The 1652-nt window shown below is 39.3% G+C and carries 2 protein-coding genes; both read right to left on the reverse strand.

Going from position 1 to position 1652, the window contains the following annotated elements; genetic code table 11:
• On the reverse strand, positions 1 to 1035 hold a 1035-nt coding region (locus VE944_RS20965; RefSeq protein WP_324981349.1), incomplete at its 3' end, for a cytochrome P450.
• A 115-nt stretch (positions 1036 to 1150) separates the two neighbouring features.
• The coding region (locus tag VE944_RS20970; protein ID WP_324981351.1) for an SRPBCC domain-containing protein at positions 1151 to 1652 on the reverse strand (502 nt) is incomplete at its 5' end.

The raw sequence follows: 1652 nt of genomic DNA on the forward strand, positions 1-1652 counted from the left end.
GTGTACACCACCAACTTCATCGTCTGCGATCGCTTCCCGACCAATCACCCAAAATGGCGGATACATCCGCAGTGTTTCCTGTACAATCATCTTGGTGTAATTCAACTTTGGCAAATCGTCGAAAGTTGGTTGGCGATCGCCCAGTACTCTTACTAGTTCCGCTTGCATCTGACGCTCAACATTTGGGTTGAGTGACAACAAATGCCAGACCCAGGATAGCGCCCTCCCGATCGGTTCAAAGGCGGGTAAAAGAATCCATAAGAGTCGTTCGCGTAAAAGTTTGGGACTCAAGCCTGTACCCGTCTCATCACGCCATGATTGCAACACCGAAAGCAAATCTTCCTTATCTGTCCCATCATCTTGGCGTTCTTCAATGATTTTGTCTATTGCTGTTTGGAGTGTTTGCACAGCTGCCATATACTTGCGATTGGCTGGTGTAGGAAAGCTCTCTGGTACATTGAAGTTCGATACAGCCGTAGCATTGAAGTGATTGATGATCACTTGCATTGCTAGAGCAACATCATCCAAACCAGTGTGGAAATCATGACCAATCAAGGTCTGTGCTGTAAAAGACAGACTGAGCCTCATCATTTCTTCTGCCACATCAAATGACTGATGATTGTCAGCAAAAGTCTGCCAACGAGCCAGCATTTTCTGAGTGGCATTTGCTATGGCACTATCCATAGTAGCATAGTGTTGAGGCTCGAAAAATGGTCGAATGATTTGACGGTTAATTTTATTAGTCCACCCTTCTCCAAAAAGCAGCTTGGTTTGCATTTCCAAACGCTGGAGCTTTTTATAGTTATTGATATTTTCTTGTAAAGCATACTTAATATAAAGAGGATTATTGATAACAAAAACTTTTTGAACTCCCAGATTTAAACAAACGATATCTCCATACTGAGCATGAAGACTATAAAAAAGCTGGAGAGGATCATTTGCTAGCCTGTTAAAAGCATTAATAGAGGCTAGCAAATTTGGCCCATGATTTTTTACTTGAGTTGTATTCTGGGTTGATCTTATATCAATAGACATTGAGCATTTCCTTTTAAATTATAAGTTTTTCTCAGTTAATGAGATCGCTTGCAAAACTTGCATTAAGAAGGGTAGTAAACGTCAATCCTACCCAACTAATTGCAACGCATTAAATTTACGATTCTGCTAGTTTTTTAAGAGCCTGATTCATTAACTCAAAGCCACTTCGAGTATTTTGATTTAGCTTTTTTGCCATAAGAGGAATAAGTAAACCTACATAAGTTTCCTTCTGGATCAGGCGAACACCTTCACTTCCCAATTTTTCAATAATGAAAGTGTGTTCCCCATCAAATATACCAGGCAATATAAACTTACCTTCCCATACCAAGGTCTGATTTTCTTCGTTTTTGACAATTGTCGGATTAAAAACCATCCTTTTTAGACCAGGGGGTTGCACATGGATGGTAATTTTGGCACCTTTCTGAATCGTTCCTTCTGCTTTGACCAAAAAAGGATTCCAGTTGGAGTAATCATTTAGATTGGTTAGTATATTCCAGACTTTTTCAGCTTTAGCTGAAATTTCAATATCTGTATAAATTTCCAAAGTATTTCTCCTATTTAGTGTTTGTTCTGTTTGGGAAAATATAGAAACTTTCATGCTTTTTATCCTGTTAGCG

The organism is Nostoc sp. (assembly GCF_035638895.1).
Classification (GTDB): Bacteria; Cyanobacteriota; Cyanobacteriia; order Cyanobacteriales; family Nostocaceae; genus Nostoc.